The following is a 26,895-nucleotide window of genomic DNA, read 5'->3' on the forward strand; positions in this document are numbered from 1 at the left end:
TCCGCCGGAAAACAGTCGGCGTGCCACGCAGCATTTCTCCGCGCCGCCCCGTTCTCCTGATAACTGTGAGGACGACGGGGGACGATGGATGCGCGATGCCCAAGGGTTCGACGAGTTCTACCGGGACACGTCACTACGGATGGTGCGCTACGGCTACGCCCTGACCGGTGACCTCGCCGAGGCGCAGGACATCGTGCAGGAGGCGTACACCCGGGCCTGGCGGCACTGGCGGACGGTCGCCGTGCACCCGGCGCCGGAGGGCTGGCTGCGGCTGGCGATCTCCCGGCTGGCCACCGACCGGTGGCGGCGGCTCAGCGGCTGGCGTGCCGCGCTGAGCAGGTCGGGTCCGCCCGAACCCGCCCCGCCTCCCAGCGAGGACACGGTCCTGCTGACCGCCGCCCTGCGCCGCCTGCCCGCGCACCTGCGCCAGGCCGTCGCCCTGCATTACCTGTTCGACATGTCCGTCGCCCAGATCGCGGCCGAGACCGGTTCGCCCGTGGGCACCGTGACCTCCTGGCTGCACCGCGGCCGTACCGACCTGGCAGCCATCCTCTCGGCGGGACGACCCATGGAGGTGCACGATGCCGAATGATCTCGAGAGCGCGTTCGCCGCGCTGTCCGACGACGCACGCCATGCCCGGCTCGCACCCGCCGCCGCCGTGCGCCGCACCGCCGACCGCCGCGCACTCACCCGTACGCTCTCCGGCGTGGCCGCGGCCGCGGTCCTGGTGGCCGGCGTGACCGTCGGCGCGCGCCTGGTCCTGGCCGACGACGCCCGCCCGCCGCTCCCGCCCGCGCAGAGCACCGCACCGACCCCCGCGCCGTCGGGGTCGGCCGCACCGTCCACATCGGCCACGCCCTCGTCGCCGCCGACCGGCTCTTCGCCGCCGGGGTCGACGGATTCCGGCACGCCGTCGATCCCGGCGTCGATACCGTACCGGGCGTTCCTGGGCCGCTCGGATGCCGACGTGGCCACGCTGCGGCGGCTCGACCCGCCGGCCGGCCCGCCGGAGTTCTGCGCCGCGGCCGGCTACCCGTCCGAATCGCGGGCCGGGGTGCGGGACACGGTCTCGATCCTCTACCGGGCGCCCGGCGACGACGCGGACCACACCCCGTCCGGCGAGGTCTTCGACACGGTCACCGTCTACCGGGGCGACGGCGCCGCGGACTTCATCGACGAGTTCCGCTCGGCGGTGCGCGGCTGCCCACGGGGCGAGCGGGCGCACCTGACGTTCACCTACCGGTCGTTGGGCTCGCTCGGCGTGGGAGACGAGTCGCTGCTCGTGGAGGGTTCGACGCCGGCCCGGGGTGACGACGGCGAGCCGTCCGCCGACGGGTCGTCGTACCGGGTCTACTTCGCCGCGGTCCGGATCGGCGACTCCGTCGCGCTGGTGGAGAACGCCGGCTACGAGTCGATCTCGGCCCGGCGCGCGGTGGCCGAGGGCTTCGCCCGCCGGGCCGCCGAGCGGCTGGGTGCCTGGCGGGGCTGAGACGCACGGACGCCGGCCGGTGACTCAACGGGGGTCACCGGCCGGCGCCTCGTGTCAGGCCAGCCGGGCGGGGAAGCCGCCGGTCGCGATCGGGCCCCAGCGCTCGATCGTCACGCGGATCAGGGACTTGCCCTGCGCGCGCATCGCCTCGCGGTACTCGTCCCAGTCCGGGTGCTCGCCCGAGATCACCCGGAAGTACTCGACGAGCGGCTCGACCGACTCGGGCAGGTCGATGACGTCGGCGACGCCGTCGACCTGTACCCACGGCCCGCCGAAGGAGTCGGAGAGCACGCAGACGCTGACCCGCGGGTCGCGGCGGATGTTCGCGGCCTTGGCCCGTTCCGGGTAGGTCGAGATGACGATGCGCCCCTCGGCGTCCACGCCGCAGGTGTTCGGCGACGCCTGCGGGCGGCCGTCCCGGCGGGTGGTCATCAGGATCGCCTGGTGCCGGGTGCGGAGGAACTCGAGCAGTTCCTCGCGCCCGACCTTCGTGTTTGTCGCGACGGTGCGTGCCACGGCGCCGCTCAGCTCCGCAGCGCGGTGTCGACCGCGACGGCGCCCGGCAGGCCGTGCGCCTGCTCGGCCGTGACGGCCGCGCCGATGATGCCGGCGTTGTTGAGCAGGACCGCGGGGACGATCGGGGTGCGGATCCCGATCAGCGGCAGCCACCGCTCCGACTTCTTGCTCACCCCGCCGCCGACGATGAACAGCCGCGGCGACAGCAGCATCTCCACGTGGCGCAGGTAGTCCTGCACCCGGGCGGCCCACTTCTCCCAGCTCAGGTCCTCCTGCTCGCGGGCGCGGTCGGACGCGCGCAGCTCGGCGTCGGCGCCCTCCAGCTCGAGGTGGCCGAGCTCGGTGTTGGGTATCAGGATCCCGTCGAGGAACAGGGCGCTGCCGATGCCGGTGCCGAAGGTCAGCATCATCGTCAGGCCGTGCTGATCACGCCCGGCGCCGAAGGCGACCTCGGCGACGCCCGCGGCGTCGGCGTCGTTGAGCACCGAAACGGGCTTGCCGAGCCGCTCGCTGAACAGCTGCGCGGCCGGCGCGTCGATCCACGACTTGTCCACGTTCGCGGCGGTCCGGGTGACCCCGTCGACGACGACGCCCGGGAAGGTCACGCCGACCCGGTCGAAGCCGTCGAACCGCGCGGCCACCTCGGCGACGGCCGCCACGACCGCGGAAACGTCGGACGGCTGCGGTGTCGGTACCCGGTGCCGCTCCGCGAGCAGCTCTCCGCGCACGGTGTCGACCGGCGCACCCTTCACGCCGGAACCGCCGATGTCGATGCCCAGGATGGCCATGCCAGTACTCCGTCTCCGGTGCGTTTCCGGTGCGTGTACCCACACACACCCGGAACCGAATCGTGCCACTCCCGCCGATCCGGCCGTGGCAGGGCCTCGGTAAGGGGTACACGCGCGCGCTGCAACCTCTAACGACCGGCGATCTTCCCTCGGCCGCATGGTAACGGAATGTCACTCATACTTTCGGCTAGTCAAGCATCGGCCTCTCGGCTAGCGTGAGGTGAAGTGAACGGTCGCCGCGTGCGGGCACGGCTCTCTGCCCGCCTGATGGAGGACCACCTCAGATGATCGTCACCTCGGCCCCATTGACCACGGTGAGTGAAGCCTCCGCGCAGGAGAGCGCCGCCGAACTACTCAACCTGATGGCCGCGACCCCGCCGCGGGACCGCCGGCGCGCCGCACTGCGGTGCCGGGCGATCGAGGCCTGGCTCCCACTCGCCCGCCACCTCGCCCACCGCTACTCCGGCCGCGGCGAACCCACCGACGACCTCATCCAGACCGCCACCGTCGGCCTCATCAAAGCCGTCGACAAGTTCGACCCCGACCGCGGCGTCGACTTCGCCGGCTACGCCATCCCCACCATCATCGGCGAGATCAAGCGCCACTTCCGCGACCGCACCTGGTCCGTACGCGTACCCCGCCGCCTCCAGGAACTGCGCCTGGCCATCACCGAAGCCAACAGCACCCTCACACACACCCTCGGCCGCTCACCCACCGTCGCCGACATCGCCGTCCACCTCGGCGTCACCGAGGAAGACGTCCTGGAAGGCCTCGAAGGCGCCCGCGCCTACAACGCCACCAGCCTCTCCACCCCCATCAGCGCCGACGGCACCACCGAACTCGGCGACACCCTCGGCGACACCGACCACGAATTCGAGGTCGCCGAGACCCGCGTCGCCCTCGGACCCGCCCTGGCCACCCTCGACGAACGCGAACAGAAGATCCTCACCCTGCGCTTCTACGGCAACCTCACCCAGTCCCAGATCGCCGACCAGATCGGCATCTCCCAGATGCACGTCAGCCGCCTGCTCACCAAGGCACTGACCAAGCTGCGCACCCAGCTCGACCCGGCGTTCTAGGCGCCGCGGCGTGCGGGCTTCGGCCGCGCCGCGGGCCTGGCCTGCCTCGGCGTGGCCGGCGCCGGCCCGTCCGTCGACGGGCGGTCGCCGGCCGCGAGCCGGACCCAGATCGCGAAGACCGCGGCGACCGCGGCCGCGATGCCGGCGATCCCGGCGGCGAACGCGAACCGGCCGGAGACGAAGTCGGGCATCGCGCTCTCGGCGAGGAGGACGGCGCCGACGCCCAGCAGGCCGGCCAGCGCGCTGAGCGCGCCGACGCCACCGAAGATCAGCATGGCCATCCGGTTCGGGCGGACGGTGACGCCGGTGATCCGGGACCGGTACGCCCGGACCAGGGCCGACGCGCCCGCGCCCCAGGCCAGCACGACCAGCAGGGCGGCGACGGTGTCGCTCGGCCGGTGCCACTCGGCCCAGACGGTGGCGATCGCGATGACGGTGACGTAGGCCGCGCCGATCAGCGCGACGGTGCCGCGGATCGCGAACGGCAGGACCAGGATCAGCGCGAACGCCACCGACGCGGCCGCGGTGGTGTGGCCGCTGGGGAACGAGTTCGGCGCCGGGAAGTCGTCCAGGTTCGGCCTCGGCAGGCGGATCTTGAAGAGCCGGGTGCTGGCGTTGGCGCCGAGCACCAGCACGCCCGCGGCGACCGCCAGGTCGACCCGGCGCCGGACGAAGCCGATCGCCGCGGCGGCCACGCAGACCAGCACGAGGCTGACGAGCGTGGTGCCGTTCAGCGCCCGGTTGAGCACCTCGACGACGCGCGGGTGGTCGACGTCGGCGCCGCGCATCATCAGCGTGTCGACGGACTGACCGAGCGGGGTACGCACGCAGGCGAGGTAGACGCCGGCGACGCCCGCGGCGGCCAGCAGCGCGACGAACGCGTGCCCCACCGCGTGCCAGAAGCCCCGGCCACCCCCGCGGTCAGCGGGTTCTCCGGTCTTCGCGGTGCGGCGTGCCAGGGCCGTCATCGGTGGTCCTCCTGAACCTCACGGGGTGTGCGCGGTTCCGCATTGCCCAGTCGTCACGCGTCTCAAGCCTCTCAAGCCCCCGTGCGGCGGGGAATCATAGTCCCCTTTCGTGGCACCGGGCCTCGTACGCCACAGGCCCGCCCCGCGGCAACCCCGATGCACCTGCCGTCCTCCTGCCCCGCAACAGCGCGACGAGACCTTGAGAAGGACGCCGCGCAACGGGGCCGGCCGAGATGGATGGGGATCTGATGCCGTTCACCACCCGACGAATGCTCTCCGCGCTGCTGCTGCCGGCCGGGCTGATCGCCGGACTGGTCGTAGCGCCCGGTGCCGCCAACGCCGCGGGGGTGTCCGCCACCGTGCAGGTCGCCGCCACGCTCAAGGTGCGCAACGCGCCCTCGCAGTCGGCGAAGATCGTGGGATCGGTGCGCAAGAACCAGAAGGTGACCATCTCCTGCGTCATCACCGGGCAGCGGGTCGCCGGCACGGTGCGCACCACGACCGCCTGGGACCGGATCGGCACGGACCGCTACATCTCGCACGCCTACGTGAAGAGCTCGGGCAAGATCCCGCGCTGCGCGGGGAAGCCGGCGGCCACCAAGCCCGCCGTCAAGTACGTCGTCGGCACGGTCAAGAGCGCCAGCGGCGCCGTCACGCTGCGGGCCGCCGCGTCGGCCAAGGCCGCCACCGCCGGGAAGCTCGCCAGCGGCGCGAAGGTCGACCTGGTCTGCTCGGTCACCGGCGACATGGTCAAGGGCACGGTCCGGTCCACCGCGCAGTGGGACCGCACCCGGTCCGGCGGCTACGTCCCGAACGCCTACATCTACTCCGGCAAGCTGCCCGCCTGCCCGGCGCCGGTGAAGCCCGCGCCCGCACCCGCGGTGAAGCTGACCCCGGAGCAGTTCATCAAGGCCGCCGCGCCCGGCGCGCAGGCCGGCTGGCGCGAGTACGGCGTCCCGGCGTCGGTCACCCTCGCCCAGGCCATCCTCGAGTCCGGCTGGGGCCGCAGCGACCTGTCGGCCACCAGCAACAACTACTTCGGCATCAAGTGCCAGGACGGCAAGTACGGCAAGCTGGCCAACGGCTGCCGCACCGTGCGCACCCAGGAGTGCACCAAGGCCGGAAAGTGCTTCGAGACGTCGGCGGCCTTCCGTACCTACGCCAGCCAGGCGCACTCGTTCCGGGACCACGGCAGCTTCCTGAAGGTGAACAGCCGCTACGACGGCGCCTTCGCATACACCAAGGACGCGAACAAGTTCATCATGAAGGTGTGGAAGGCCGGCTACGCGACCGACCCGAACTACTACACGAAGGTCACCGGCCTGATGGCGAAGTACGACCTCTACCAGTACGACACCTGGAAGTGAGCCGGCGCCGCCCGGCAACGCGGCGGTAATCACGAGGCGGAACTCGGCGGAACTGCCTATTGTTGACGCGCCATGTCTGTAACGCCCTTGAGCCAGGACCTCGCCGAGCTTCGCCGCCGCATGTCCGACCTGCTACCCCGCGACGAGCGCCGGCTGCAACGCCGGCTCGAGGGCAGCCGCCGGATCCGCGACGAGCTCGCGCGCTCCGCCGTGCTCACCGAGATAGCCGCCGAGGTCGCCGAGGCCGAGCGGCGCCGCGACGCGCGGCTGGCCGCCGTCCCGCCGATCACCTACCCCGACGAGCTGCCGGTCAGCCAGCGGCGCGACGACATCATGGCGGCGATCCGCGACCACCAGGTCGTGGTGATCGCCGGCGAGACCGGCTCGGGCAAGACCACCCAGCTGCCGAAGATCTGCCTGGAGCTGGGCCGGGGCGTCCGTGGCCAGATCGGGCACACCCAGCCGCGCCGGATCGCGGCCCGCACGGTCGCCGAGCGGATCGCCGAGGAGCTCGGCACCCCGCTGGGCTCGACGGTCGGCTACAAGGTCCGCTTCACCGACCAGGTCACCGACGAGACCATGGTCAAGGTGATGACCGACGGCATCCTGCTCGCCGAGATCCAGAACGACCGGATGCTGCGCCGCTACGACACGCTGATCATCGACGAGGCGCACGAGCGCAGCCTCAACATCGACTTCATCCTCGGCTACCTCGCCCAGCTGCTGCCCAAGCGCCCCGACCTGAAGCTGATCATCACCTCGGCGACGATCGAGACCGGGCGCTTCGCCGAGCACTTCGCGGGCCCGGCCGGTCCCGCGCCGGTCATCGAGGTGTCCGGGCGGACCTACCCCGTCGAGGTGCGCTACCGTCCGCTGGCCCGGCTCACCGGTGAGGAGGACGAGGAGCTCCGCGAGGAGCCGATCGACCAGGTGGACGGGATCGCCGCCGCCGTCGACGAGCTCGGCGCCGAGAGCAGCGGCGACATCCTGGTCTTCCTCAGCGGCGAGCGGGAGATCCGCGACACCGCGGACGCGCTCAACCGCCGCGACCTGAGGAACACCGAGATCGTCCCGCTCTACGGCCGGCTCTCCGCGGCCGAGCAGCACAAGGTCTTCCAGGCGCACGCCGGCCGCCGGGTGGTGCTCGCCACCAACGTCGCCGAGACGTCCCTGACGGTTCCCGGTATCCGCTACGTGATCGACCCCGGCACCGCCCGGATCTCGCGCTACAGCAGCCGGCTCAAGGTGCAGCGGCTGCCGATCGAGGCGGTCTCGCAGGCCAGCGCCAACCAGCGCAAGGGCCGCTGCGGGCGTACGTCGGACGGCATCTGCATCCGGCTGTACTCGGAGGAGGACTTCGAGGCGCGGCCGGCGTTCACCGAGCCGGAGATCCTGCGGACCAACCTGGCCAGCGTCATCCTCCAGATGACCAGCCTGGGGCTCGGCGACCTGGCCGCGTTCCCGTTCATCGACCCGCCGGACAAGCGCAACGTCACCGACGGCGTGAAGCTGCTGGAGGAGCTCGGCGCCCTCGAGCAGCGCAAGCTCACCCCGATGGGCCGCCAGCTCGCCCAGCTGCCGGTCGACCCGCGGCTGGCCCGCATGGTCATCGAGGCGGACAAACAGGACTGCCTCGCCGAGGTCATGGTCATCACCGCGGCGCTGTCCATCCAGGATCCCCGTGAGCGGCCGGCCGACCGGCAGCAGCAGGCCGACGAGAAACACGCCCGGTTCGCCGACAAGGAATCCGACTTCTTCAGCTACCTCAACCTGTGGCGCTACCTGCGGGAGAAGCAGCGCGAGCTGTCCGGCAACCAGTTCCGCCGGCTGTGCCGTGCCGAGTTCCTCAACTACCTGCGGGTCCGCGAGTGGCAGGACATCTACTCGCAGCTGCGGCAGGTCGCCCGTACCCTCGGGCTCACGCTCACCGAGCGTGACGAGCTCGGCGGGGGTCAGGCCGTGCACACGGCCCTGCTCGCCGGCCTGCTCTCGCACATCGGCCTGAAGGACACGGACAAGCGCGAATATCTCGGCGCCCGCGGCGCCAAGTTCGCGATCTTCCCGGGCTCGGCCCTGTTCAAGAAGCAGCCACGCTGGGTGATGTCGGCCGAGCTGGTCGAGACGTCGCGGCTCTGGGGCCGGGTGAACGCGCGCATCGAGCCCGAGTGGGCCGAGAAGCTCGCGCCGCACCTGGTCAAGCGCAGCTACAGCGAGCCGCACTGGGAGAAGAAGCAGGGCGCCGTGATGGCCTACGAGAAGGTGACCCTCTACGGGCTGCCGATCGTGCCCCGGCGCAAGGTCGGCTACGCCCGGGTCGATCCGGCGATGTGCCGCGAGCTGTTCATCCGGCACGCGCTCGTCGAGGGGGACTGGGAGACCCATCACCCGTTCTTCGCCGAGAACGCCAAGCTCCTGGCCCGGATCGAGGAGATCGAGAACCGGGCCCGCCGCCGGGACATCGCCGTCGACGACGAGACCGTGTACGCCCTCTACGACGCCCGCATCCCCGCCGACGTCGTCTCCGCCCGGCACTTCGACGCGTGGTGGAAGACGGCCCGGCACGCCGACCCCGGCCTGCTCACCTTCACCCGCGAGCTGCTCGTCAACGCGGGCCGCGACGCCGTCGACCCGGGCGCCTACCCGGACGCCTGGCTCGCCGGCGGCGTCCGGCTGCCGCTGAGCTACCAGTTCGAGCCCGGCGCGGCCGGCGACGGCGTGACCGTGCGGGTGCCGCTCGCGCTGCTCAACAAGCTCGACGCCGAGGACTTCGGCTGGTCGGTGCCGGGCCTGCGCAAGGAGGTCGTGGTCGCGCTGATCCGGGCGCTGCCCAAGCACCTGCGTACCAGCTTCGTGCCGGTGCCGGACTGGGCCGAGGCCGTGCTGAGCCGGGTGCCCGCCCGCCGGGGCTCGCTGCCCGACGCGGTCGGTGGCGAGCTGCGCCGGCTCACCGGCACGGTCGTGCCCCGCGACGCCTGGCGCCCGGACCAGGTGCCGGACCACCTCAAGATGAACTTCCGGGTGGTGAACGAGGAGGGCGGCGTGGTCGGCCAGGGCCGCGACCTCGACGTGCTGCGCGCGAGCCTCGCGCCCAAGGTGCGGGCGACCATCTCGGCGGCCGCCGGCGACATCGAGCGCCGCGGCATCACGACGAACGACTTCGGCACGCTGCCCCGCTCGGTCGCCCAGGTGCGCGGCGGGTACGAGGTGACCGTCTACCCGGCGCTCGTCGACGAGGGTGACAGCGTCGCCGTCCGGGTGCTGGAGTCCGAGGCCGGTCAGCGCGAGGCGATGCGGGCCGGCACCCGCCGGCTGCTGATGCTCACGCTGCCGCCCGCGGCCCGCTTCCTCCAGGGCCGGCTCGACAACCGCGCCAAGCTGGAGCTGTCCCGGGGCAACCCGTACCGGTCGATCGCCGACCTGCTCGACGACTGCGCCGGCGCGGCCGTCGACAAGCTCGTCGCCGACGCGGGCGGCCCGGCCTGGGACAAGGAGTCCTTCGCGAAGCTGCGCGAGGAGGTCCGCGCCGACCTGGTCGACGCGGTCGCCAACGTCGTCACCCAGGTGCGTGCCGTGCTCGCCACCTCGTACGAGGTGGACCAGCGGCTGGCCGGCACCCGCGAGGTGTCGCTGCTTCCGGCGCTGGCCGACATCCGGCAGCAGCTCAAGGGCCTGGTCTATCAGGGCTTCGTCACCGAGACCGGCTGGCGGCAGCTGCACCACCTGCCGCGCTATCTGCGCGGCATGACGCACCGCCTCGACCGGCTCGGCGCGACGCTGGCCCGGGACCGGCAGCTCACGGCCCAGGTTCACGAGATCGAGCAGGAGTACCGCGAGCTGCGGGCCGAGTCGGCGCCGGGCGGCCCGGCCGACGAGGGGCTGCGCGAGATCCGCTGGATGATCGAGGAACTGCGGATCAACCTCTTCGCGCAGGCGCTCGGCACGGCGTACCCCGTATCGGACAAGCGGATCTACAAGGCCATGGACCAGCTGCCCGCGTAGCACCCAGGGGAGGGGTCGGGTGCCGTTCGGTTACCCGGCTGTCAACCGGCGGCGCGAGGCCCTAGCGTCCTCCCCATGAAGAACGAATTCCTCGCCTTCGCCCCGGTTTCCACCACTCCCGTCGCCGACCCGAACCGCGCGCTGCTGGACGAGATGATGGCGCGGGTCGGCGTCGACGGCCTCGCGGCCGCGCTCGGCGACGCGGGCCTGCTGGCCCAGGTCGACCAGCACGCCGCCGCCGTGCGCAACGCGCTCGGGCAGGCCGGCCGCGAGGTCGACGCGGAGGGCCTGGCCGCGTACGCCAAGTCGATCTCCGCCGCCGCGGCGCGGATGGGCCGCCCGGTGCCGCAGCCGGGTCAGGCGTACCTGTCGGGCTCGGCGTGGCTGTCGGCGGAGTGGCACCTCATGCGCCTGGTCGCCGTCTGCATGATCGCGGAGTCCGCCGGCCTGCTCTGAAGATCACCCGAAATGCGTATGTGGTCTGAATTGTAATATTAAGAGCTTTCAGTACCATTTGTTACATGCGTCTCATCGCCCTTACAGTGGCCTCCGCGCTGGCTGTCACAGCCACGCCCGCCCTCGCCGCCATCGCGGCTCCTGTCGCCGAGCCCGCGCCGATCACGGTCGCCCGGTATACGTTCGACGCCGGCAACGCCACCGCTAGCCGCATCGCGGACACCTCGGGACGGGGATCCGCCCTGACCATCCGCACCGCCGATCAGGGAAAGATCACCTTCACCGGCACCACCGACAAGTACGCCGCGTTCCCGGCCGCCTGCGCCGCGACGGCGACCGTCTGTCCCCGCGCCATGCTCGAGGGGACCGACGACGCCGACCTCGACCCGGGCACCCGCCGGTTCCGCTGGGGCGCCAGCGTCCGGGTCGCGAGGACCCAGGTGACCGGCTCCACCAACATCATCCAGAAGGGCGTCACCGACACGGCGAGCCAGTGGAAGCTGCAAATCGGCGGCAACCACGGCAAGGCCAGCTGCGTGGTCGTCGGGCAGGGCGCGAGCCAGCTCTACCTGGTGCGCTCGAGCGTGCCGGTGGCGGACAGCGCCTGGCATGACGTCATGTGCCAGCGGTCGGGCGCGGCGCTGTCGATCTACGTCGACGGCACCGAGCGGGGTCGCACCGCGATCCCGGCGGCCCTGTCCATCGCCAACGACATGCCGCTGCGGATCGGCGGCCCGAACTTCAACATCAAGAGCGACATGTACCACGGCGCGCTCGACGACGTGTACGCCCGCCTGGGCTGACAACTATGAGCATCAGGGCCGGAACCCGACGGGTTCCGGCCCTGATCGATCGAAGCGGCTGCGGTGTTCGGTCGCGGCTCAGCTGCGGCGGAAGGCGTACGAGCGGCCGGAGCCGCCGGTGGCCCGCCCGGCACGGTCCCGCTCGGACCGCTGCCGGGCCGCCTGCCGGATGTCGTCCGCGCCGTGGTGCGCCAGGGTGGCGGCGGCGGGATGCTGGTCGTGGGTGTCGAGTTCCGGCACCGAGCCCGCCATATCCTGGCGGGCCATCTCGTCCGAGTCGACGTGTACGGCAAAATCACGCATGAAAGACCTCCGTATGGCACGAGGCGGAGTACGGGACAGTCGATGAAGTCCGCGCGCGGATCACGGCGCGCCCAGATACGCGGGCCCGGCGAAGCGGCCGGGGTGACGGCGTCAGGAGTCCATACGGGCCACCATAACTCCGCCCCCGGCACCGGGCGACCCGATTGGCTCAGGCGGGCGCCTCGGTGTCGACGATGATCGGGGCGTGGTCGGACGGGCCCTTGCCCTTGCGGGCCTCCCGGTCCACCACCGCGTCACGCACCGTGGCGGCCACGTCCGGGGTGGCGTAGACCAGGTCGATCCGCATGCCCTTGTTCTGGTGGAACATCCCGGCGCGGTAGTCCCAGTAGGTGTACGGCCGGTCGCCCTTGAGCGGCCGGGGCACCACGTCGGTGAGGCCGAGCGCGCGCAGGGCGGCCAGCGCGTCGCGCTCCGGCGGGGTGACGTGGGTGGCACCGATGAAGACCTCGGGGTCCCAGACGTCGTCGTCGGTCGGGGCGACGTTGAAGTCGCCGGCCACGACGGCCGGCCCCGGCCGCGCCGCGAGGGCGTCGCGCAGCGCGGCGAACCACGCCAGCTTGTACGCGTAGTGCGGGTCCTCCGGCGTGCGCCCGTTCGGGACGTACACCGAGGTGAACCGGATGTCGCCGCAGGTGGCGCTGATCGCGCGGGCCTCGGGGCCGGGAAAGCCCGGCTCGCCGTCGAAGCCGTGCCGTACGTCGTCGAGCCCGATCCTGGAGAGCAGCGCGACGCCGTTCCAGCGGCCCTGCCCGTACGCGGCGGTCTGATAGCCCAGGTCGGCGACCTCGGCCGCGGGGAAGCCGTCCGCCGCGACCTTGGTCTCTTGCAGGCATAGCACATCCGGGCCGGCCTGGTCGAGCCACTCGAGCAGCCGGGGCAGGCGGGCCTTTACCGAGTTCACGTTCCAGGTGGCGAAGCGCATCGCCCCAGCCTGCCACCTGAGGACCGGCAACGGGCGGCGTCAGCGCTCCGGGGAGTGGCGCTCGGCGCGCATCGGCGCCGCGGCGCCGCGGGTGGCGGCGAGCAGCGCGCCCGCCAGGCCGAGGGCCAGCAGCAGCAGAACGGCGACGAGCCAGACCACGGAGCCCTCGGATCCGGTCAGCGCTGTCATCATGTGTCGCCTCCTCTGGTGTCCATTGTCATCGGCCGGACAGTGCGAAACGCAAGGATCCGGACCGTGCGAATAATGCCGGACTTGTCGCCGTGACGCCAGAGGTGGGCGGGACGTTTGTCACCAGGAGTGACCCGATCAGGGGTTGCCGGCGCCCAGTCGGGCATCCCCGGGCAGGTGCAGACGCGCACTCCAGTGGCGCGCGAAGTCCTCCGGCGGCACGCCCGGGCCCCACAGCCAGCCCTGGCCCTGCGTGACCCCGACGGCGGCGAGCGCGTCGCGCTGCACCCGGGTCTCGACGCCCTCCGCCACGATGCTCAGGCCGAGCGCCCGGCCCATGGCGACGACGGCGCGGACGATCTCCTCGTCCTCGCCGTTCTCGCCGAGGCCGGAGACGAACGAGCGGTCGATCTTCACCCCGGTCACCGGGAACTGGCGCAGGTAGCCCAGCGCCGAGAAGCCGGTGCCGAAGTCGTCGACGAGCAGCTTCATGCCGAGCTCGCGCAGCTCGAAGAGCACCCTCGCGGTCACGCCGTCGTCGGCCATCACCGACTCCGTCATCTCCAGGGCGATGGCCGTCGCCGGCACCCCGTAGCGCATCAGCTCGGCGGAGACCGTCAGCGGCATCGTCTCGTCGCGCAGCTGGCTGGGTGACACGTTCACCGACAGGTAGAAGTCGGGGCCGACCGTGCCGTCGGCGCGCCACTGCGCCAGCTGGCGCAGGCCCTCGGTGCGTACCCAGGTGCCCAGCTGGCCGATCAGCCCGGCGTCCTCGGCGATCGGGATGAACGTCGTCGGCGGGATCGGGCCGCGCTCCGGGTGGTTCCAGCGGGTCAGTGCCTCGGCGCCGACCGGGCGCCCGCTCTCCAGCCGCACGATCGGCTGGTAGACGACGTTGAGCTGCCCCTCGGCCAGGGCGGTGCGCAGCGCGGCCTCCAGCTCGATGCGCTCGCGCACCCGGTCGTGCATCGAGCTGTCGAAGACCGTCGCGTTGCCCGGGCCCTCGGCCTTGGAGCGGTACATCGCGGTGTCGGCGTCGCGCAGCAGCGCCTCCGCCGTGGTCGTGGGGGAGCTGTTGCCGGGCGCGTGCGCGATGCCGATGGAGGCGCTGATGACGACCTCGGTGTCGCGCACCGGCAGCGGGCGGGCGAAGCACCGGTGCACGTCGTCGACCAGCCGCAGCGCGCCCTGCTCGCCGCCGACGTACGCGATCAGGAACTCGTCGCCGCCGACCCGGGCCAGCATCGTGCCGGCCGGAAGGACGGCCTGTAGCCGCGTGCCCACCTCGATGACCAGCTGGTCGCCGGTGTCGTGGCCCCAGGAGTCGTTCACCCACTTGAAGCCGTCGAGGTCGAGGAAGCAGACCCAGACCAGGCGGGGATCGTCCGGCGGCAGCGCGGCGATCAGCCGCGCGATCTCGGTGGAGATCATCCGCCGGTTCGGCAGGCCGGTCAGCGGGTCGTGCATCGCCTGGTGCTCGGAGTGCAGCTGCGCCGCCACCTGCGCCTTCACCGCGGTGACCGCCCGCAGCAGCAGGAGCGCGACGATGGCGATGCCGCAGGCGCCGATGAGCGCGCGGTACTCCGCGGAATGGCCGCCGACGAACACCAGCAGCAGGAACGGCGTGAGCACCGCGGGCACGAGCAGCAGCATCCGGCCCCAGGACCAGGCCTGCACCGGATATCGCGTGGCCCGGCCCAGCTCGACCACCGACGGGTGCAGCGCCGCAACACCCAGCGCCGTGTATGAGAGCAGGAAGGGCACGTCCAGCAGCGGCGAGGCGTAGAGGCGCCCGGAGATGCCGATGATCGCGTACGCGACGTCGCCGACCACCAGCAGCGACATGGCCGACAGCAGCGCCTTCAGGCTCACCGGCCAGGTGCGCGCCGTGAAGGTCAGGTTGACGCAGAGCGCGAGCAGCACCACGTCGAACATGGGGTAGATGCCGGCCAGCACCGAGACGACCACCGACCGGCCGGGGACCGCGGCCGCGGGCGCGGCAAGTAACAGCGCGCCGGCCAGCCCCGCGGCCAGGCACACGATGAGGCAGTCGAGCACGGCGTGGCGCTCGATGCGCCCGCGCGCCCGCAACAGCAGCGCGAAGAAGATGCCCAGCAGGATGTAGCCGGGGATGGTGAAGGCGTCGGCGACCAGCGGGTGGTCCACGACCAGCGGCCGGAGCACCACTCCGATCAGGAAGGACAGCGCCGAGGCGCCCAGGAACGGCCAGGCGGCCCGCGGCTGTGCGCCGAAACGGCGGGGCGCGCCGAAACAGGCCCAGATGGTGCCGACGCCGATGACCACGAAGCAGACGTCCGGGGCGATGCCGAGGGTGTACAGCAGCGTGGCGAGCACGCCGATGCCACCGAAGATCTGCCACCACCGCCGACCGGGCGTCGACGGAGCTTTGGATCGCACCGTCATCGCCCCCTGGCATATGTCAGCTGATCAGCGCCCCCGCCGTTGGCACGGTACCCGCCGACGGGGTGTCCCCGGCAGGGTTTCCGTGTACAAACACGGTTGGACATGCACATCGGCGCAGTAACTGCAAGCCCACGCCGCCGAGCAACGTTCCGCCGCCGGCGCCGCGCGGCCCCACGATCATCATGCGGCCCCGCCGGGCCGCGCGGACCAGATTTCCCGCGGGCTCTCCGATCATGAGCCGGGTCCGGGCCGTCCGCAGCTCCGGAACGGCGGCGACGGCGTCCTCCAGCAGCCGCCGGCCGGAGGCCTCGCCGTCCGTGGTCTCCGCGACGTGGATGACCTCGACGGCGACCCCGCGCCGGCGGCCCTCTGCCGCGGCCGTGCGCAGCGCGAGCAGGGAACTCGGTGAGCCGTCGGTGGCCGTCAGTACCGGGCCGGCCGGCGGGCGGATGCCCCGGGCCACCGCGACGGGACACCGGGACCGGGACACGGTCTGCACCAGCACCGAGTCGGTGGGCAGGCGCGTGGTGCCCGCGCAGTCGTCGCCGCCGATCACCAGCAGCTCGGCGGTCCGGCTCTGCCGCAGCAACTCCCGCACCGGTGGCCCGTCCAGCAGCAGACCCTCCACGTGCACCCCCGGCACCGCCCGCGAGGCGGTCGCGACCGCCTCGGCGACCAACTCGCCGGACTCGCGACGTGCCCTCGGCCAATCAGGTGCATCATCGAATGAGCGGGTCTTCTGCCCGGTGAAGACGTGCACGACCCGCAGCGGTAGTCCGCGGACCACCGCCTCCCGCGCGGCAAGCCGTGCGGCGGCCAGTCCGGCGGGGGTGCCGTTCACGCCTACGACGACAGGAGTCAGGCCCGGATTCCGCATCGGTTCGCCACCTCCGCACCGCGACGACGAGGTTCCACAGACCATTATCTATGGTGTGGGGGGATGGCGGTCGTGATCAATCCCTCAGCGGTCGACCGTCGGATGACCCGCTCCGCTTGAGGGTTTACGGTGAACGGCAGGTAAGTCGGGACATCTGCCGGTGAGGTGAGGGAAATACAAATGACGGATGTCAAGCTCGACCACCCCGGTGGCCAGTTGTCCATGCCGGTGCGGCCGGCGGTCGAGGGTCCGGGTGGTGTCGACATCAGCGCGCTGCTGAAGGACACCGGGTACGTCACCCTGGATCAGGGCTTCGTCAACACGGCCTCGTGCTCGTCGGCGATCACCTACATCGACGGCGACGCAGGCATTCTGCGCTATCGGGGCTTCCCGATCGAGCAGCTCGCGGGGCGGGCCTCGTTCCTCGAGGTCTCCTACCTGCTGATCCACGACGCGCTGCCCACGCCGACCCAGCTGGCGGAGTTCGGCGACAAGATCCGGGTGCACACGCTGCTCCAGGAGGAGATGCGCGCCTTCTTCTCCGGCTTCCCGCGCGACGCGCACCCGATGGCGGTGCTCTCCTCGGCGGTCACCGCGCTGTCGACGTTCTACCAGGACGCGCTCGACCCGACGGACCCTGAGCAGGTCGAGATCTCCGGGATTCGCCTGATGGCGAAGCTCCCGACCATCGCGGCGTACGCGTACAAGAAGTCGATCGGCCACCCGCTGCCGTACCCCGACAACTCGCTGGACTACGTCGAGAACTTCCTGCGCATGACGTTCGGGCTGCCCACCGTGAACTACGAGGTGGACCCGACGCTGGCCAAGGTCCTCGACATGCTCTTCGTGCTGCACGCCGACCACGAGCAGAACTGCTCCACGTCCACGGTGCGCCTGGTCGGCTCGGCGCAGGCCAACCTCTTCGCCTCGGTCTCGGCGGGCATCAACGCCCTTTCCGGCCCGCTGCACGGCGGCGCCAACTCGGCGGTGCTGGAGATGCTCGAGGGCATCCGCGCCGACGGTGGCGACGTCAACTCCTTCGTGCGCCGCGTCAAGGCGAAGGAGAAGGGCGTCAAGCTGATGGGCTTCGGCCACCGGGTCTACAAGAACTACGACCCGCGCGCCGCCATCGTGAAGAAGGCCGTGCAGGACGTCATCTCCACGATGGACAAGCCGGACCCGCTGCTGGAGCTCGCGCTCCAGCTCGAGGAGATCGCGCTCGCGGACGACTACTTCGTCTCCCGCAAGCTGTACCCGAACGTCGACTTCTACACCGGCCTGATCTACAAGGCCATGGGCTTCCCGACGAAGATGTTCACGGTGCTCTTCGCGCTCGGCCGGCTGCCCGGCTGGATCGCGCAGTGGGGCGAGATGATGGCCGACCCGACCACCAAGATCGGCCGTCCGCGCCAGCTCTACACGGGCGAGGCGGAGCGCCAGTTCGTTCCGATCACCGAGCGCTGACAGTCAGCTCTTTCGCGCGGCCGTCCTCCTCCGGGAGGGCGGCCGCGCGGCCTTTTCCGGGACTTGTGTATGCCTTGACGGTTATATAACCGCAGTGGCATAGTCGGGCGATGCCCGTGACCGTCGACGCGATCTCCGTGCTCGCCGAGCCGACCCGCCGCCGCATCCTCGACCAGCTCCGGCTCGCCGACAGCAGCGTCGGGCAGCTCGTCGAGCGGCTCGCCATGAGCCAGCCCGCGGTCTCCAAGCACCTCAAGGTGCTGCGCGAGGCCGGCTTCGTCTCCAGCCGCACCGCCGCGCAGCAGCGCATCTACACGCTCGAGCCGGAACAGTTCCGGGCGCTGGACGCCTGGCTGGCGCCGTACCGGCGGCTGTGGACCCGGCACCTGGACGCGCTCGAGCGCCACCTGGAGGAATCGTGAGCACACCGATGAGCAATTTTCCACCTGGCCTCGGGCCAGAGGTATCCGGGCCGTTGACCGCCGCCGGGAGCTGCCGCCCTGGCCACGTGGAAAAAGGCTCATTTGACAGCGGCCCGCCCGGCGGCGCGCGCGTCGTCGCCGACGGCGACCTGTGGACCCTGATCTTCGTGCGCGACCTGCGGCACCCGCCGGCCGAGGTGTGGGCCGCCCTGACCGACCCCGACCGCCTCGACCGGTGGGCGCCGTTCTCCGCCGCCCGCGACCTCTCCGTCACCGGCGACACCACCCTGGCCATGGTGGACGGTCCCGAGCGCACCCCCGTACCGGCGACCGTGCTGCGCGCCGAGCCGCCGGCGTTGCTCGAGTACACCTGGGGCGGCGACCTGCTGCGCTGGGAGCTCGCCGGCACCGCCGAGGGCACCCGGCTCACCCTGCGGCACCGGTTCGCCCCCCGCGACGAGGCGCCGATGTACGCGGCCGGCTGGCACCTGTGCGCCGCCGTCCTGGCACGCCTGCTCGCCGGCGACCCGGTCGGCGTCATCCGGGGCCGCGACGCCGCCGCGCACGGCTGGGCGGAGCTGCGCGCCGGCTACGCGGAGCAGCTCGCGCGCTGAGCACGGCAACCTTTGCCCGCCCGCCGGTGTCAGGCAGGGTGAAGGACGGGGAGAGGCTGACGATGCGTGACGGGTTCGACGACTTCGTGCGGGGTCGCAGCACGGGACTGCTGCGGATCGCGTACCTGCTCACCGGTGACCGGCACACCGCCGAGGACCTGGTGCAGGAGGTGCTCGAGCAGATGTACGTCAAGTGGCGCCGCATACACGGTGCGCCCGAGGCGTACGCCCGCCGGGCGCTCGTCAACCGCGCCACCAACCGGTGGCGTTCGCGGGGCCGCCGCCCCGAGGCGCCGCTCGGTCACCACGACGTCGCCGAGCCGGACCACAGCGAGCACGTCGTGGTCCGTGACGCGGTGGTCGAGGCGCTGCGCACCCTGCCGCCGCGGCAACGGGCGGCGGTGGTCCTGCGCTACCTGGACGACCTGCCGATCGCCGAGGTCGCCCGGGCGCTCGACTGCTCCGAGGGCAACGTGAAGAGCAACGCCTCGCGGGGCCTCGAACGGCTGCGCGCCGCGCTCGCACCCGTCGCCGTCACCACCACGACCACCGGACGAGGACAGCGATGACCGACACCGACATCCGTACGGCGCTGGCACACGCCACCGGCGACCTGCGCACGCCGCCCGACCTGCTCGACCGGGTACACCAGGGTGGCCGCCGCCGGGTCGTGCGCCGCCGCGCGCTGCTCGCCGCGGGCCTCGCCACGGTCACGGCCGGATCCGCCGCCGGGGTCCTGCTGCGCGGCGGCGGCGACGGCGACGCACCGGTCGCCTCGCCGCTGCTGGACGGCGAGACCCGCGGCGACCTGCGCGGCGACGCGGCGTTCCTGGCCGAGGCCCGCGCGGTCTGGGCCGCTCACCTCGGCGGTATCCCGGTACGGGGCGAGCCGCACGTGGTCTGGGCCGGCCTCGCACCGCACGCCGGCCGGGCGGCCGTGATCGCGCAGCGCGTGCCGCAGCGCGTCGCCTCCCCGGCCGGCCAGATCAGTTACGGCCTGATGGGCTTCCTCGAGCAGACGACCGCGGGCCTGCGGGCCATCTCGCTGGAGGAGATGCTCACCGGCGCCGTGAACGCCCCGGCCGTGCTGCTGGCACCGCAGCGCAACGTGCTGATGGTCCTCGACGACGGCCGCGGCATCCGGTACTCGCCCGGCTTCGGCTACGACCCCGACGGCACCATCACCCGGACCTTCACCCCGCTGGACTTCCGGGTGCACGACGGCGTGGCGTTCGCGGCGACGGCGACCCAGCGCGGGTCGATCCAGATCGCTCTGCGCGCGGACCGGGGCGACACCCACGGCGACCGTACGGTCGGCCTCGCCAACCGGTCGGCCCTGATGTCCGGTGAGACACCGCCGGACGCCGGCGCCCGGCTGCTCCGCCCCCTGCCCGGCCGGGAGAAGGCCTGGCCGCGGGACGCGGCCGCGGAGCGGGAGGCCGCCCGGTGGGACCTGTCCGGCCAGGAGGAGTTCAACGACCGGTACGGCTACCGGCTCCAGCCGCCCGCCGCCACCTGGTTCATCCGGGGCGCGACCTTCGACCGCCGCCGGTTCGTGGTGCAGACCCTGACCGCCACCGACGGCCGCAGCCGGGTCTACCTGTCGCTGGGCACACCCGCCCCGGTCCTCCAAGGCTTCGCCGACCCGGGCGCGCCGCTGCCCGTGCGGGTCCGGCTGCCCGGCCTGCGGGGCGTCGTCGTCGCGTCCGAGGGCGCGCGCATGAGGTACCGGGCGCGGGGCCCGGGATGGCTGCCCGTCGCCGGGGACGCGGCGCTGTTGCCGGCCGCCGCCACCGAGGTCGAGGTGGACCGGCCCGGGACCGCGAGGGCGGTGGTCGGGCTCCCGGGTTAGGGTCGGTCGCACCTCCTGGCATGACCCGGCATCCGAACGGGCATGACAGTCGGCGACCGAGGAGGGTGCATGGACGTCGTCATCGGCATCGACACCGGGACCACCGCCACCAAGGCCGTCGCCGCCGGGCCGGCCGGGCAGGTGCGGGCGATGGCGAGCGTGCACTACCCCCTCTCCGTGCCCGGGCCGGGCCAGGCCGAGCTCGACCCCGTCAAGCTGCGCGACGCGGCGATCGAGGCCCTGGTCACGGCCGCCGCGCAGGCGCACGGGCGGGACGACCGGGTCGTCGCCGTCGGCCTCAGCGCGTTCCTGCACGGGCTCGTGCCGATGGACGGCAACGGCGCGCCGCTCGGCCCGCTGGTCACCTGGGCCGACAACCGGGCCGCCGGGCTGAGCGAGCGGATCGTCGGCACCGGCCGCGCGAAGTCGCTCCAGGCCCGGACGGGCACGCCGGTGCACCCGATGTCCCCGCTGACCAAGCTCGCCTGGTGGCGCGAGACCGATCCCGCGAAGCTGCGCGACACCCCGCGCTGGGGCGGCGTCAAGGAGATCGTCCTGGCCGGCCTCGCCGACGAGGGCTTCCTGCTGGACCTCTCGGTCGCCTCCGGCACCGGCATGTACGACATCCACCGGCGCCGCTGGGACCACGAGGCGCTGGAGCTGACCGGCGTGCGCCGGCACCAGCTCGCCGAGGTCGTGCCCACCACCCGGCGGCTGAGGCTGAACCCCGAGGTGGCGGCCGCGGCCGGGCTGCACGCGGACACCCCGCTGATCATCGGCGCGGCCGACGGGCCGCTGGCCAACCTCGGCGTCGGCGCCACCCCGCCCGGCGTCGCGGCCGTCTCCCTCGGCACCAGCGGCGCGCTGCGCACCATCGTGGACCGGCCGACCGCCGACCGGGCCGGGCGGCTGTTCTGCTACGCGCTCACCGAGGAACACTGGGTCGTCGGCGGCGCGATCAACAACGCCGGATCGGTGGTGCGCTGGGCCGGGCAGACCTTCGCCGGCGGCTTCGACCGCCCGGCCGCCGAGGGCGAGGACGCCGACGTACGCGACGCCGCGCTGCTGGCGGAGGCCGCCGAGGTCGGCCCCGGCAGCGAGGGCCTGCTCTGCCTGCCCTACCTGCTGGGCGAGCGGGCGCCGTGGTGGCGCGGCGGCATGCGCGGCGCCTACCTCGGGCTGCGCCGCGAGCACGGCCGGCCGCACCTCGTCCGGGCCGCGCTAGAGGGGGTCTGCCAGCAGCTGGCGCTGGTCCGGGACACGTTCGCGGACGAGGGCATCGCGATGACCGAGGTCCGGGCCACCGGCGGCGCGGTCGCCTCCGACCTGTGGGTGTCCGTGCTGGCCGCGGCCCTGGACCTGCCCGTGTCCGTTGCGGACACGCCGGAGGGCACCGCGCTCGGCGCCTGCCTGCTCGCCCGCCACGCCCTGGGCGAGCTGCCGGACCTGGCCGCCGCCGCGGCGATGGTCGCCATCGGCGAGCCGACCCACCCGGACCCGCACGCCGCCGACCTCTACCGCCGGCTGCGCCCGCTGGTGGAGCGCTCGGCGCTGGCGGTGACGGGAGTGCTCACCGAGTTGGACAGACTGGCGCCGCAGCCGCTGCCGGACACCCCCAAGGCCCTGCCCGAGGGCCGCTGAGGCGGCGCCGTCCCGCCCCGGCGGACGGCCGGGCCGTGAGGTCGGCCACCCTGCCCCGCGTTGACGCCGTGCCGCGCCGTGAGAAAGAGTGACTCGCGAGCGGCTGCGGAGGAACCCGGTGAGAGACCGGGACGGTCCCGCCACTGTGACCGGGATCGACGTCCCGGGAGTCAGGAGACTCCGGTCGCTCGTTACCTTCCACACGCGGGCGCGGACCCGCGGAAAGGACCGGGCGTGACGCCGTACCCGTTCTCTGCCGTCGTCGGCCTCGACGACCTGCGGCTCGCGCTGCTGCTGACCGCCGTCTCACCCGCCGTCGGCGGGGTCCTGGTCCGCGGCGAGAAGGGCACGGCCAAGTCCACCGTGGTGCGCGCCCTCGCCGCGCTGCTGCCCGAGGTCGACGTGGTCCGCGGCTGCCGCTTCGCCTGCGACCCGGCCGCCACCGACCCGGGCTGCCCCGACGGGCCGCACGAGGCCGGCGCGCCGCACGGGCACCGGCCCGCCACCCTGGTCGAGCTGCCGGTCGGCGCCACCGAGGACCGGGTCGTCGGCACCCTCGACATCCAGCGCGCGCTCGCCGACGGCGTGAAGGCCTACGAGCCGGGCCTGCTCGCGGCCGCGCACCGCGGCGCCCTCTACGTCGACGAGGTCAACCTGCTGCCGGACCACCTCGTCGACCTGCTGCTTGACGCGGCCGCGATGGGCCGCGCGCACGTCGAGCGCGACGGGGTGTCGGTCAAGCACGCGGCCCGGTTCCTGCTCGTCGGCACGATGAACCCCGAGGAGGGCGAGCCGCGGCCGCAGCTTGTCGACCGGTTCGGCCTGGTGGTCACCGTCGCCGCGCCCCGGGACGCGACCCAGCGCGCCGAGGTGGTGCGCCGCCGGCTGGCCTACGAGGCCGGACCGGACGAGTTCGCCCAGCGGTTCGCCGCCGCCGAGGCCGAGTTGGCGGCCCGGATCCTGGCGGCCCGCGCGGCGGTGCCGGCGGTGCGGCTGCCCGACGCGGAGCTGGACCGGATCGCCCGGGTCTGCCTGGCCTACGGGGTCGACGGGATGCGGGCGGACATCGTGGTCGCCCGCTGCGCGGTGGCGCTGGCGGCGTGGCACGGCCGCGACCAGGTCACCGCCGAGGAGGTCCGCGACGCGGCGCGACTGGCCCTGCCGCACCGGCGGCGCCGGGATCCGCTGGACCCGCCGGGCACCGACGAGCAGCGCCTGGAGGAGGCCCTCGACCAGGGCGACCCGGACGACGACCCGGACGACACCGGCCCCGACGACACCGGCCCCGACGACACCGGCCCCGACGACGCCGGCCCCGATGATGCCGGCCCCGACGGCGGCGGCCCTGGCGGCGGCCCCGACGGCGGCCGGGACCAGAGCGGCACCGGACCGTCCTCCCCGGCCGACGCGTCCCACCCCGGCACCCAGCCCGAGACCGCGCCGGCCGACGGGCAGGCTCCGGCCGACGCCCGGGTCGGCGGCGCCGCGCCCGCCCAGGCCGGCAGCGCATACCGGCCGCGGACCCTGCGGATCGCGGCCCGCGGCGAGGGCGGCCACGCCGGGCGCCGCTCGCCGGCGCTCGCCCGCCGCGGCCGGGTCGTCGGCTCCCGGATCCCGCGCGGCAAGCTCGCCGGCGCGGCCCACCTGCCGGCGACGCTGCGCGCGGCCATCCACCGCGGCGCCTGCGCACAGGACCTTCTCCCGGACGCCGGCCCGGCGGTGCGGCCGCCGGCCGGCCGGCGCCCACGGGTCGTGCAGCCGCGTGACCTGCGCGAGGCCGTGCACGTAGGCCGCGAGGCCAACCTGGTGCTCTTCGTCGTGGACGCGTCCGGGTCGATGGCCGCCCGCCGGCGGATGACCGTCGTCAAGACCGCCGTGCTGTCGCTGCTGCGCGACGCCTACCAGCGGCGGGACCGGGTCGGCATGATCACGTTCCGGGGTGCGGCCGCGGAGCAGGTGCTGCCGCCCACCTCCAGCCACGAGGTCGGCGTGCTGCGGCTCGCCGGCCTGCGCACGGGCGGACGTACCCCGCTGGCGGCCGGCCTGCGCGCCGCCGCGGCGACCATCGCCACCGAGCGCCGCCGCGACCCCCGCCGCCGGCCGCTACTGATCATCGTCACCGACGGCCGCGCGACCAGCGGCCCGGACCCCGCGACCGTCGCACCGGCGCTGGCCGGCGTCGCCGCGGTGGTCGTCGACTGCGAATCCGGCCCGGTGCGCCTCGGCCTGGCCGGGCGCCTCGCCGCCGCCCTCGACGCCGACGTCATGCCGCTCGACGCCCTCGCCGCGGGTGTCGCCTCCACCAGCTACGCCAGAAGGGTCGCCTGATGCCGCAGGGGCAGGTCACGACGGTGCCGAAGGACGGGCTCACCACCCGGCAGCGCCGTAAGCAGGCGGTGCTGGCCGTCCACACCGGACACGGCAAGGGCAAGTCGACGGCCGCGTTCGGGATGGCGCTGCGCGCGTGGAGCGCGGGCTGGTCGATCGGGGTCTTCCAGTTCGTGAAGTCCGAGAAGTGGCGCGTCGGCGAGGAGGCGGCGTTCAAGGCGCTGGGCCAGGCCGGCGGCGCGAGCGTCGCCTGGCACAAGATGGGCGAGGGCTGGTCCTGGATCCAGCGCGCGGGCACCGAGCGCGATCACGCGTCCGAGGCCGTCGAGGGCTGGGCGCAGATCAAGCGGGACCTGGCCGCCGAGACGCACCGGTTCTACGTGCTCGACGAGTTCACGTACCCGATGAAGTGGGGTTGGATCGACGTGGCGGACGTGGTTGCCACCCTCGCGGACCGGCCCGGCACCCAGCACGTCGTGATCACCGGCCGCGACGCCCATCCGGACCTGATCGCGGCCGCCGACCTGGTCACCGAGATGACCAAGCTCAAGCACCCGATGGACGCCGGCCGCAAGGGACAGCAGGGCATCGAGTGGTGAACGTACCCCGCGTCGTCATCGCGGCACCCGCCTCCGGGCACGGCAAGACCACCGTGGCGACGGGCCTGCTCGCCGCGTTCGCCGCCCGGGGGATGCGGGTCGCCCCGTTCAAGGTCGGCCCGGACTACATCGACCCCGGCTACCACTCGCTGGCGGCGGGCCGCCCGGGCCGCAACCTCGACCCGGTCATGGTCGGCGAGGACCTGATCGGGCCGCTGTTCGCACACGGCAGCGCGGGCACCGACCTCGCGGTGATCGAGGGGGTGATGGGCCTCTACGACGGTCGCACGGGCGCGGGCGACACCGGGTCGACCGCACACGTCGCGGCCCTGCTCGACGCTCCTGTCCTGCTGGTGGTCGACGCGGCCGCGCAGGGCCGGTCGGTGGCCGCGCTCGTGCACGGCTTCCGGAGTTTCGGCACGGTCCGCCTGGCCGGGGTCATCCTCAACCGGGTCGGCTCGGACCGGCACGAGGCGCTGCTGCGCGAGGCCTGCGAGGAGGTCGGCACGCCGGTGCTTGGCGCGCTGCGCCGCGCCGACGCGGTCGCGGCGCCCGCGCGCCACCTCGGCCTGATCCCCGCCGCCGAACGCCGCGCGGAGGCCGTGGCCTCGGTGGCCGCGCTCGCGTCACTGGTGGCCTCCGCGGTGGACCTCGACGCGGTGCTCGCCGTCGCCCGCTCGGTGCCGCCCCTGGCGGCGACACCCTGGTCACCGGCCGCCGAGAATCCGGTACCCGGCCGCCCGGTGGTCGCGATCGCGGGCGGACCGGCCTTCACCTTCGCGTACGCCGAGACGGCCGAACTGCTCTCCGGCGCCGGAGCCGAGGTGGTCACGGTGGACCCGCTCCGCGACGAGGCCCTGCCGGAGCACACCGCCGCCCTGGTCGTCGGCGGCGGCTTCCCGGAGGTGTACGCCGCCGAACTGTCGGCGAACGAGCCGCTGCGCCTGGCGGTGGCGTCCCTGGCCGCGGCGGACCTGCCGATCGTCGCCGAGTGCGCGGGCCTGCTGTGGCTCTGCCGAACGCTGGACGGCAGGCCGATGTGCGGGGTGCTGGACGCGGAGGCGGCGATGACTCCGACGCTGACGCTGGGTTACCGCGACGCGGTGGCGCTGTCGGACAGCCCGCTGTTCCCGGCGGGTTCGCGGATCACCGGCCACGAGTTCCACCGCACGACGGCGCACCCACGGTCGGGCCTGCTGCTCGAACCGGCCGGGGGAGCGGCGTGGGCCTGGCGCGGCGCGGACCCGGAGGGCTTCGCCACGCCGACCCTCCAGGCCTCGTACCTGCACCTGCACTGGGCCGCCGACCGGGCGATCGCCCGCCGGGTGGTCGCCCAGGCGGCACGTATGTTCGCGGGGTGATTTCGACCGGCCTGGTGGTGCTGGGGCTCGGGGCCCGGTCCGGCACGCTGGAGGACGAACTGGCCGCCGCGGCCGGCGCCGCGCTGGCCGCGGTGTGCCTTCGGCCGGCGGACGTCGGCGTGCTCGCGACGCTGGACCGCCGGGCCGGCGAGCCCGGACCGCGCGCCGTCGCCGACCGGAACGGGTGGCGGATCGTCGCGTTCACGGCCGCGGAACTGGCCACCGTTGACGTCCCGCACCCCAGCGCCGAGGTCGCGCACAGGTCGGGTACTCCGAGCGTCGCGGAGGCCGCCGCGCTGCTCGCCGCCGGCCCGGGCGCGACGCTGATCCTGCCGAAGCTGGCCTTCCCGGCGGCGACCGTCGCGATCGCGCGAGGCACCGGCCCCGAGGCCTGAACCGTCCTCCGACAGGT

At 73.4% G+C, this 26,895-nt stretch carries 25 protein-coding genes and 1 riboswitch; of the genes, 17 read left to right on the forward strand and 8 right to left on the reverse strand.

Annotated features, from left to right (window positions below; genetic code table 11):
- Positions 1–88: 88 nt before the first annotated feature.
- Together BJ971_RS13900 and BJ971_RS13905 are read left to right on the forward strand one after the other, a co-directional pair.
- A complete protein-coding gene (locus tag BJ971_RS13900) occupies positions 89–592 on the forward strand; it encodes an RNA polymerase sigma factor (RefSeq protein WP_184993175.1) in 504 nt (167 codons plus the stop codon).
- Positions 582–1,490 (forward strand): hypothetical protein, encoded by a 909-nt coding sequence (locus BJ971_RS13905; protein WP_184993177.1) that lies wholly within the window; start codon positions 582–584, stop codon positions 1,488–1,490. The genes BJ971_RS13900 and BJ971_RS13905 overlap by 11 nt, the downstream gene beginning before the upstream one ends.
- Before the next feature lie 54 nt (positions 1,491–1,544).
- Here BJ971_RS13905 and BJ971_RS13910 read toward each other — a convergent pair whose 3' ends face one another.
- Positions 1,545–2,006 carry a PPOX class F420-dependent oxidoreductase gene (locus BJ971_RS13910; protein WP_184993179.1) on the reverse strand — a complete coding sequence of 154 codons (462 nt, stop codon included), beginning with the start codon at positions 2,004–2,006 and terminating at the stop codon, positions 1,545–1,547.
- Between the two features lie 8 nt (positions 2,007–2,014).
- Positions 2,015–2,794 (reverse strand): polyphosphate--glucose phosphotransferase, encoded by a 780-nt coding sequence (ppgK, locus tag BJ971_RS13915; RefSeq protein WP_184993181.1) that lies wholly within the window; start codon positions 2,792–2,794, stop codon positions 2,015–2,017.
- Between the two features lie 284 nt (positions 2,795–3,078).
- Between ppgK and BJ971_RS13920 the strand changes: the two genes are divergently transcribed.
- On the forward strand, positions 3,079–3,873 hold the full coding sequence (locus BJ971_RS13920) for an RNA polymerase sigma factor SigF (RefSeq protein WP_184993183.1): 795 nt from the start codon (positions 3,079–3,081) through the stop codon (positions 3,871–3,873).
- Here BJ971_RS13920 and BJ971_RS13925 read toward each other — a convergent pair.
- The gene (locus BJ971_RS13925) at positions 3,870–4,841 is read right to left on the reverse strand and encodes a phosphatase PAP2 family protein (RefSeq protein ID WP_184993185.1); all 972 of its coding nucleotides are present in this window, start codon (positions 4,839–4,841) and stop codon (positions 3,870–3,872) included. The two genes, BJ971_RS13920 and BJ971_RS13925, sit on opposite strands and share 4 nt — an antisense overlap.
- Positions 4,842–5,089: 248 nt before the next feature.
- On the opposite strand from BJ971_RS13925, the gene gsmA reads away from it, so the two are divergent.
- From gsmA to BJ971_RS13945, 4 genes are all read left to right on the forward strand, one after another.
- A complete protein-coding gene (gsmA, locus tag BJ971_RS13930; protein ID WP_184993187.1) occupies positions 5,090–6,208 on the forward strand; it encodes a sporangiospore maturation cell wall hydrolase GsmA in 1,119 nt (372 codons plus the stop codon).
- 72 nt (positions 6,209–6,280) lie between these two features.
- Positions 6,281–10,207, forward strand: coding sequence for an ATP-dependent RNA helicase HrpA (gene hrpA, locus BJ971_RS13935; protein ID WP_184993189.1), 3,927 nt, complete (start codon positions 6,281–6,283; stop codon positions 10,205–10,207).
- A 75-nt stretch (positions 10,208–10,282) separates the two neighbouring features.
- Positions 10,283–10,663, forward strand: a complete 381-nt coding sequence (locus BJ971_RS13940) for a DUF6401 family natural product biosynthesis protein (RefSeq protein ID WP_184993191.1) — start codon at positions 10,283–10,285, stop codon at positions 10,661–10,663.
- Positions 10,664–10,728: 65 nt separating this feature from the next.
- Positions 10,729–11,466 carry a LamG-like jellyroll fold domain-containing protein gene (locus BJ971_RS13945; protein ID WP_184993193.1) on the forward strand — a complete coding sequence of 246 codons (738 nt, stop codon included), beginning with the start codon at positions 10,729–10,731 and terminating at the stop codon, positions 11,464–11,466.
- Positions 11,467–11,544: 78 nt separating this feature from the next.
- Here BJ971_RS13945 and BJ971_RS13950 read toward each other — a convergent pair whose 3' ends face one another.
- The 5 genes from BJ971_RS13950 to BJ971_RS13970 all read right to left on the reverse strand — a co-directional run bounded on the left by BJ971_RS13950 (position 11,545) and on the right by BJ971_RS13970 (position 16,247).
- A complete protein-coding gene (locus BJ971_RS13950) occupies positions 11,545–11,769 on the reverse strand; it encodes a hypothetical protein (protein WP_184993195.1) in 225 nt (74 codons plus the stop codon).
- 169 nt (positions 11,770–11,938) lie between these two features.
- Complete coding sequence (locus BJ971_RS13955; RefSeq protein WP_184993197.1) at positions 11,939–12,712, reverse strand: exodeoxyribonuclease III; 774 nt, start codon at positions 12,710–12,712, stop codon at positions 11,939–11,941.
- Positions 12,713–12,751: 39 nt separating this feature from the next.
- Positions 12,752–12,904: a hypothetical protein gene (locus BJ971_RS13960; RefSeq protein ID WP_184993199.1), complete on the reverse strand. Its 153-nt coding sequence runs from the start codon at positions 12,902–12,904 to the stop codon at positions 12,752–12,754.
- A 135-nt stretch (positions 12,905–13,039) separates the two neighbouring features.
- Positions 13,040–15,319: a putative bifunctional diguanylate cyclase/phosphodiesterase gene (locus BJ971_RS13965; RefSeq protein ID WP_239087311.1), complete on the reverse strand. Its 2,280-nt coding sequence runs from the start codon at positions 15,317–15,319 to the stop codon at positions 13,040–13,042.
- A gap of 22 nt (positions 15,320–15,341) precedes the next feature.
- Entirely contained in the window at positions 15,342–16,247 is a 906-nt protein-coding gene (locus BJ971_RS13970; RefSeq protein WP_311772755.1) for a universal stress protein, read from the reverse strand.
- Positions 16,248–16,382: 135 nt separating this feature from the next.
- On the opposite strand from BJ971_RS13970, the gene BJ971_RS13975 reads away from it, so the two are divergent.
- From BJ971_RS13975 to BJ971_RS14020, 10 genes are all read left to right on the forward strand, one after another.
- Positions 16,383–17,666: a citrate synthase gene (locus tag BJ971_RS13975; protein ID WP_184993205.1), complete on the forward strand. Its 1,284-nt coding sequence runs from the start codon at positions 16,383–16,385 to the stop codon at positions 17,664–17,666.
- A gap of 110 nt (positions 17,667–17,776) precedes the next feature.
- The gene (locus BJ971_RS13980) at positions 17,777–18,088 is read left to right on the forward strand and encodes an ArsR/SmtB family transcription factor (protein ID WP_184993207.1); all 312 of its coding nucleotides are present in this window, start codon (positions 17,777–17,779) and stop codon (positions 18,086–18,088) included.
- 86 nt (positions 18,089–18,174) lie between these two features.
- Positions 18,175–18,702, forward strand: a complete 528-nt coding sequence (locus BJ971_RS13985; RefSeq protein ID WP_239087310.1) for an SRPBCC family protein — start codon at positions 18,175–18,177, stop codon at positions 18,700–18,702.
- A 62-nt stretch (positions 18,703–18,764) separates the two neighbouring features.
- Positions 18,765–19,271, forward strand: coding sequence for a SigE family RNA polymerase sigma factor (locus tag BJ971_RS13990; protein WP_184993209.1), 507 nt, complete (start codon positions 18,765–18,767; stop codon positions 19,269–19,271).
- On the forward strand, positions 19,268–20,554 hold the full coding sequence (locus BJ971_RS13995; protein ID WP_184993211.1) for a hypothetical protein: 1,287 nt from the start codon (positions 19,268–19,270) through the stop codon (positions 20,552–20,554). Before BJ971_RS13990 ends, BJ971_RS13995 begins: the two co-directional genes overlap by 4 nt.
- Positions 20,555–20,623: 69 nt before the next feature.
- Positions 20,624–22,195: a gluconokinase gene (locus BJ971_RS14000; RefSeq protein ID WP_184993213.1), complete on the forward strand. Its 1,572-nt coding sequence runs from the start codon at positions 20,624–20,626 to the stop codon at positions 22,193–22,195.
- A 73-nt stretch (positions 22,196–22,268) separates the two neighbouring features.
- A riboswitch (cobalamin riboswitch) is annotated at positions 22,269–22,397 on the forward strand.
- Positions 22,398–22,429: 32 nt separating this feature from the next.
- Positions 22,430–24,523, forward strand: a complete 2,094-nt coding sequence (locus BJ971_RS14005; RefSeq protein ID WP_184993215.1) for a VWA domain-containing protein — start codon at positions 22,430–22,432, stop codon at positions 24,521–24,523.
- Entirely contained in the window at positions 24,523–25,122 is a 600-nt protein-coding gene (cobO, locus tag BJ971_RS41200; protein ID WP_184993217.1) for a cob(I)yrinic acid a,c-diamide adenosyltransferase, read from the forward strand. The genes BJ971_RS14005 and cobO overlap by 1 nt, the downstream gene beginning before the upstream one ends.
- The gene (locus BJ971_RS14015; protein ID WP_184993219.1) at positions 25,116–26,483 is read left to right on the forward strand and encodes a cobyrinic acid a,c-diamide synthase CobB; all 1,368 of its coding nucleotides are present in this window, start codon (positions 25,116–25,118) and stop codon (positions 26,481–26,483) included. The genes cobO and BJ971_RS14015 overlap by 7 nt, the downstream gene beginning before the upstream one ends.
- The gene (locus tag BJ971_RS14020) at positions 26,480–26,878 is read left to right on the forward strand and encodes a cobalamin biosynthesis protein (protein WP_203709189.1); all 399 of its coding nucleotides are present in this window, start codon (positions 26,480–26,482) and stop codon (positions 26,876–26,878) included. The genes BJ971_RS14015 and BJ971_RS14020 overlap by 4 nt, the downstream gene beginning before the upstream one ends.
- Positions 26,879–26,895 lie beyond the last annotated feature (17 nt).

It is taken from the genome of Amorphoplanes digitatis (genome assembly GCF_014205335.1).
GTDB lineage: Bacteria > Actinomycetota > Actinomycetes > Mycobacteriales > Micromonosporaceae > Actinoplanes > Actinoplanes digitatus.

Excerpts from the sequence above, each read along its gene's own strand:
- BJ971_RS13940 (WP_184993191.1), top strand. The coding sequence starts at position 10,283 with ATGAAGAACGAATTCCTCGCCTTCGCCCCGGTTTCCACCACTCCCGTC.
- BJ971_RS13955 (WP_184993197.1), bottom strand. The coding sequence starts at position 12,712 with ATGCGCTTCGCCACCTGGAACGTGAACTCGGTAAAGGCCCGCCTGCCC.
- BJ971_RS14000 (WP_184993213.1), top strand. The coding sequence starts at position 20,624 with ATGGACGTCGTCATCGGCATCGACACCGGGACCACCGCCACCAAGGCC.
- BJ971_RS13980 (WP_184993207.1), top strand. The coding sequence starts at position 17,777 with ATGCCCGTGACCGTCGACGCGATCTCCGTGCTCGCCGAGCCGACCCGC.
- hrpA (WP_184993189.1), top strand. The coding sequence starts at position 6,281 with ATGTCTGTAACGCCCTTGAGCCAGGACCTCGCCGAGCTTCGCCGCCGC.
- BJ971_RS13975 (WP_184993205.1), top strand. The coding sequence starts at position 16,383 with ATGACGGATGTCAAGCTCGACCACCCCGGTGGCCAGTTGTCCATGCCG.
- BJ971_RS13900 (WP_184993175.1), top strand. The coding sequence starts at position 89 with ATGCGCGATGCCCAAGGGTTCGACGAGTTCTACCGGGACACGTCACTA.
- BJ971_RS13960 (WP_184993199.1), bottom strand. The coding sequence starts at position 12,904 with ATGATGACAGCGCTGACCGGATCCGAGGGCTCCGTGGTCTGGCTCGTC.
- BJ971_RS13945 (WP_184993193.1), top strand. The coding sequence starts at position 10,729 with ATGCGTCTCATCGCCCTTACAGTGGCCTCCGCGCTGGCTGTCACAGCC.
- BJ971_RS13970 (WP_311772755.1), bottom strand. The coding sequence starts at position 16,247 with ATGGTCTGTGGAACCTCGTCGTCGCGGTGCGGAGGTGGCGAACCGATG.
- cobO (WP_184993217.1), top strand. The coding sequence starts at position 24,523 with ATGCCGCAGGGGCAGGTCACGACGGTGCCGAAGGACGGGCTCACCACC.
- gsmA (WP_184993187.1), top strand. The coding sequence starts at position 5,090 with ATGCCGTTCACCACCCGACGAATGCTCTCCGCGCTGCTGCTGCCGGCC.
- BJ971_RS13920 (WP_184993183.1), top strand. The coding sequence starts at position 3,079 with ATGATCGTCACCTCGGCCCCATTGACCACGGTGAGTGAAGCCTCCGCG.
- BJ971_RS13990 (WP_184993209.1), top strand. The coding sequence starts at position 18,765 with ATGCGTGACGGGTTCGACGACTTCGTGCGGGGTCGCAGCACGGGACTG.
- BJ971_RS13995 (WP_184993211.1), top strand. The coding sequence starts at position 19,268 with ATGACCGACACCGACATCCGTACGGCGCTGGCACACGCCACCGGCGAC.
- BJ971_RS13950 (WP_184993195.1), bottom strand. The coding sequence starts at position 11,769 with ATGCGTGATTTTGCCGTACACGTCGACTCGGACGAGATGGCCCGCCAG.
- ppgK (WP_184993181.1), bottom strand. The coding sequence starts at position 2,794 with ATGGCCATCCTGGGCATCGACATCGGCGGTTCCGGCGTGAAGGGTGCG.
- BJ971_RS13905 (WP_184993177.1), top strand. The coding sequence starts at position 582 with ATGCCGAATGATCTCGAGAGCGCGTTCGCCGCGCTGTCCGACGACGCA.
- BJ971_RS13925 (WP_184993185.1), bottom strand. The coding sequence starts at position 4,841 with ATGACGGCCCTGGCACGCCGCACCGCGAAGACCGGAGAACCCGCTGAC.